Below are 4,667 nucleotides of genomic sequence, written 5' to 3' on the forward strand. Positions count from 1 at the left end.
AAAACGGACGAAAAAGCTCTGTTCGGTAGATAAGGCGAATGTGTTGGAAGTCTCTCAATTATGGCGCGATCGAGTAGTGGCGATGGCTCCCAATTATCCGGATGTCGAACTGACGCACATGTATGTCGATAATGCAGCGATGCAACTGGTGCGTGCGCCTAGGCAGTTTGATACGATCGTTACTAGCAATTTATTCGGCGATATCCTCTCCGATGCGGCGGCGATGCTCACAGGTAGTATCGGAATGTTACCATCGGCGAGTCTGGGGGCGACGGGTTTGGGCGTATTCGAGCCAGTTCACGGTTCGGCTCCCGATATTGCAGGCAAAGATCTCGCCAATCCTTTGGCGCAGGTACTAAGTACTGCCATGCTACTACGCTATGGACTGAACCAACCTGCCGCAGCAGATCGCATCGAGCAAGCGGTTTTAAAAGTTTTAGATCTGGGTTACAGAACTGGTGATATTATGTCAGCAGATATGACCGCAGTTGGTTGTCGGGAAATGGGCAGAGTGCTGATTCAAGCCTTAGAGTAACCCTGAAATTTAGTCAAGGGTAGCAATCGTCGTGACGAGCGCTAATGTCGGCTCGGGTTGCCCTGAATCTTAATTTTAAGTTAAAGCTATGGCTACCCGATCTATCTTAAGATGTCAAAAAATGATTTTGGGAAATAATCACTGTGTTTACGATTGAGTCGCCCTTTGCTAAAGCTAAAGCTAATCCCATGCCCCAGTCAGATGCTGATAGACTGTTCGATCCCGCTCTACTCAGGGCTGCTAAGGATATCTATAGTTTCTATTGTCAGATTAACCCCGATCGGGAACGCCGACGACAGCCGATTGGGGTAGCGATGAATAAACTCGATCGACGTGGTAAGTTAATTTTTAGTAGTTATCCGATCTTATTGCCAGAAGAACACTTTATCTCTGTTGACCAGCTAGAACCATAAATTCAATGCTTTCGATCTAGCTCGGGAACCATACCATACCAACTATATTAAAAGTCCAGGGGTAAAATATCGCCAACCAGGTAACGTCTCGTAGATTAATGCTATGGGATCAAACTTAAGCTTGTGCTTACCTTTGTAGTTAAGTTACCCAAAATTCATCGATCGCGAACGAGCACCGCTAAATATCCAGTAAAATATGGAGATATCTAGTCGCGATCGAAAAGTATGACTCAGGCACCAAATCTAGATGACAGCAACCGTCAGGTAGATCGCGAATTGAGAGCTTTAAATCGTAGAGTCGATCGATTGGAATATACTCAAGTATCGCCTCAAGAGTTTCGCCAAGCCTTTGAGCGTGTCTATGAAGAGATCGACGATCTTAAAGACGATGTGAGAGAAATGCGAGCGGAGCTAAATGGGAAGATAGATACGATCGTGGGTCATACTACTGGACAGGGAAACGCATAGATACGGCAAGATCTCCACGATTACTAATATTTATATACTAATCTAAGCTGTAAGTAGCTAAAAGCCAGAGGTCTGCTGTATACTCTTTGACAAGCAATGTGAGTATTACTCCCTCTCAACTCATTACTCCCAACTTCCAACTCTTATGCTTGCTGGCTCGACCCAATTTGAAACCCTAGAACAAGCACTAAAGCATTACTTTGGGTATGATGAGTTTCGATCGGGACAGCGAGAGATTATTACTACGGCTTTAGCCAATCGGGACTTACTAGTGATCATGCCCACTGGTGGGGGTAAATCTCTCTGTTTCCAGTTGCCAGCATTGCTAAAACAGGGCGTGACGATCGTAGTATCGCCGCTGATTGCCCTGATGCAAGATCAAGTGCAACTGCTGGCAAATAATGGTATCGCCGCAACTTTTTTAAATAGCAGTATTAGCACTGAAGAACGACGAGAACGAGCGGCGGCAATCCACAATGGTGAAATCAAGTTACTGTATGTTGCTCCCGAACGCTTGAATCAAGAGTTTATTACCAACTTTTTGGTAGATTTACATCAAGAAGTGGGGATTGCTGGCTTTGCGATCGATGAAGCGCACTGTGTCTCTGAGTGGGGGCATGATTTTCGTCCCGACTACCGAAAACTAGCACAATTACGGCACTATTTTCCGAAGGTGCCCTGGTTGGGATTGACAGCGACGGCTACCGATCGCGTCCGTCAGGATATCATTAAACAATTAGATCTGCGCGAGCCAGAAATTCACGTTGCTAGCTTCAATCGTCCGAACTTATACTATGAAGTCCGGCGTAAAAGTACCACCCCATATAAAGAGCTTCTAGCTCAAGTCAAACAGTCAGCAGGCTCGGGAATCATCTACTGTTTGAGTCGCAAAAAAGTCGATGAACTGACGACCAAATTGCAACATGACGGGATTAAAGTCGTCCCCTATCATGCAGGATTAGATAGCGAAACTAGAACGAACAATCAGAATAGTTTTATCCGCGATGATGTTCAGGTCATCGTTGCTACAGTTGCTTTTGGGATGGGTATTAATAAACCCGACGTGCGGTTTGTCATTCATTACGATCTGCCCCGCAATATTGAAGGCTATTATCAAGAATCGGGACGTGCCGGACGGGATAATGAACCAGCACATTGTACGCTGTATTTTGGGATGGGTGATATTAAAACGATCGAGTACTTAATCGCTCAAAAAGTCGATCGGGAAACAGGAATGGCACTCGCAGACGAACAGCGAATCGCCACCCAACAACTGCGACGAGTTATTAACTATGCCGAAGCTACCGAGTGTCGCCGGATCATTCAATTAGGTTACTTTGGCGAGAGCTTCCCTGGCAACTGTAACAACTGCGATAACTGTAAATATCCCCGCCCGATTTCTGATTGGACGATCGAATCTCAAAAACTATTATCCTGCGTCTATCGCTTCTCCGAACGCCATAACGGCAGAACCTTCGGACTAGCGCACACTATTGATGTCCTGCGTGGCTCCAAAAATGATAAAGTACTCAAAAATGGACACGATACCCTCTCTACCTATGGCATTGGCAAAGACCGCACCGTTGATGAATGGCGGATGTTGGGTCGATCTTTGCTCCATCAAGGTTTAGTCGATGAAACTAGCGATGGTTACTCTGTCTTGACGCTCAATGCAACGAGCATGGAAATCCTCAAAAGCCAGCGCAAAGTCGAAATTGCGATTTCCCCCCTCAAACCAACTGTCGAAGCCACCGATGTCAGCGCCAACACCGCCGAGGCGCAAGCACTCTACAACCGCCTCCACAAACTCCGCAAACAGTACGCCGATGCCAATAAAGTTGCCCCCTATGTCATCTTCGCCGACTCCAGCCTGAGATTGATGGCGCAGCAACAACCTCAAACCCTCGCCCAATTCGCCCAAATATCCGGCGTAGGGGCGCGTAAACTCGCTCAGTATGGGGAAATGTTCACAGGCGAAATCCGTGCCTTTAGAACCGAATCTGGCTTGAGTATCCAAACCGAATCCGATCCTACCCCCCCACTCTACGTCGCACCACCAACCAAAAGCGATGTCTCCCACACCCACCTCCAAACCCTCGATTTCTACCAGCAAGGCATGAGCCTCGCAGATATCGCCACTAGACGCTCGATGCGCGAGAGTACGATCTTCGATCATCTCGTCAAATTGCTCGAATGCGGGTACAGCGTCGAGATAGACTTAATCGTACCAGCCAAAAAAGCCACCGCGATCGAACAAGCCATCGCGATCGTCGGAGCCGAAAAACTCACCCCCATTAAAGCCCATCTCGGCGATGATTATACCTACGAAGAAATCAAATTAGTCAGAGCCAGATTTACAAAGATAGGGGATAGGGAATAGGAGATAGGGAATAGTTTTAGTAATTAATATAAGTATCAATTCGCCACAGGCGACGCTACGCGAACGAATAGCTTCCAGGAAAAATTCAGTAATGAAGTGAATGCCGCTCTACGCTTCCCACAAATCGAACCATACGCAGAGAGTTTGAGAGGGGGCGTTCCCCCTTTCAACGGGGGGTCTGGGGGAAGCCTCCCCCAGATCCGGGTTCTGCCTCCGCTAGAAAAATCGCAACTCACAAGTATCAATTGTTTGCCGATATGCTTGTTACAAATAACAGTTAAGAAATGCTAAATATGACGATCGAAAACCTCAGCACGCGCGGACACCTCCTCACCGAGCAAGTAAATGTAAATAGTGCCAACCTCGACCGACTCACCACCCTAGAAATAGTAGACTTATTCAACAAAGAAGACATCAACACCCTCAACGCGATCGCAGGTGCTAGAGTCGAACTAGCTAGTGCGATCGATACAATTGCCGATTCCCTCCGTCAAGGCGGACGCCTATTCTACATCGGCGCAGGTACCAGCGGACGACTGGGCGTCCTCGACGCAGCCGAGTGTCCCCCCACATTTTGCACCCCTCCCGAACTAGTCCAAGGCATCCTTGCAGGTGGTGCTGGCGCATTGATTAAAAGCTCCGAAGGCTTAGAAGATATCGCCAGCGATGGTGCTGCGGCAATGGTAGAGCGCAACGTCGGCGAGCATGATGTAGTAGTGGGCATTACCGCAGGTGGTACCACTCCCTACGTCCACGGTGCGATCGAGACTGCCAAACAACGCGGAGCCAAGACGGTATTTATCGCCTGTGTGCCAGCAAATCAGGTCGCTAGCATTGCCGATATCGACATTAGATTACCTGTAGGGGCAGA

General features: G+C 47.9%; 5 protein-coding genes. All 5 read left to right on the plus strand.

Going from position 1 to position 4,667, the window contains the following annotated elements; translation table 11 throughout:
* Positions 1-535, plus strand: a 535-nt coding sequence (locus RMO52_RS04100) for an isocitrate/isopropylmalate family dehydrogenase (protein WP_310411120.1), incomplete at its 5' end; no start/stop codon positions are given.
* 143 nt (positions 536-678) lie between these two features.
* Positions 679-948, plus strand: a complete 270-nt coding sequence (locus RMO52_RS04105; protein ID WP_309743837.1) for a hypothetical protein — start codon at positions 679-681, stop codon at positions 946-948.
* 225 nt (positions 949-1,173) lie between these two features.
* Positions 1,174-1,416 carry a hypothetical protein gene (locus RMO52_RS04110; RefSeq protein WP_309743835.1) on the plus strand — a complete coding sequence of 81 codons (243 nt, stop codon included), beginning with the start codon at positions 1,174-1,176 and terminating at the stop codon, positions 1,414-1,416.
* A 145-nt stretch (positions 1,417-1,561) separates the two neighbouring features.
* Positions 1,562-3,796 (plus strand): DNA helicase RecQ, encoded by a 2,235-nt coding sequence (gene recQ / locus RMO52_RS04115; RefSeq protein ID WP_310411123.1) that lies wholly within the window; start codon positions 1,562-1,564, stop codon positions 3,794-3,796.
* 299 nt (positions 3,797-4,095) lie between these two features.
* A partial coding sequence (locus RMO52_RS04120; protein ID WP_396134878.1) for an N-acetylmuramic acid 6-phosphate etherase occupies positions 4,096-4,667 on the plus strand: 572 nt, incomplete at its 3' end.

Origin of the sequence: Chamaesiphon sp. OTE_8_metabat_110 (genome assembly GCF_031382685.1) — a bacterium.
Classification (GTDB): Bacteria; Cyanobacteriota; Cyanobacteriia; order Cyanobacteriales; family Chamaesiphonaceae; genus Chamaesiphon.

Excerpts from the sequence above, each read along its gene's own strand:
- recQ (WP_310411123.1), top strand. The coding sequence starts at position 1,562 with ATGCTTGCTGGCTCGACCCAATTTGAAACCCTAGAACAAGCACTAAAG.
- RMO52_RS04110 (WP_309743835.1), top strand. The coding sequence starts at position 1,174 with ATGACTCAGGCACCAAATCTAGATGACAGCAACCGTCAGGTAGATCGC.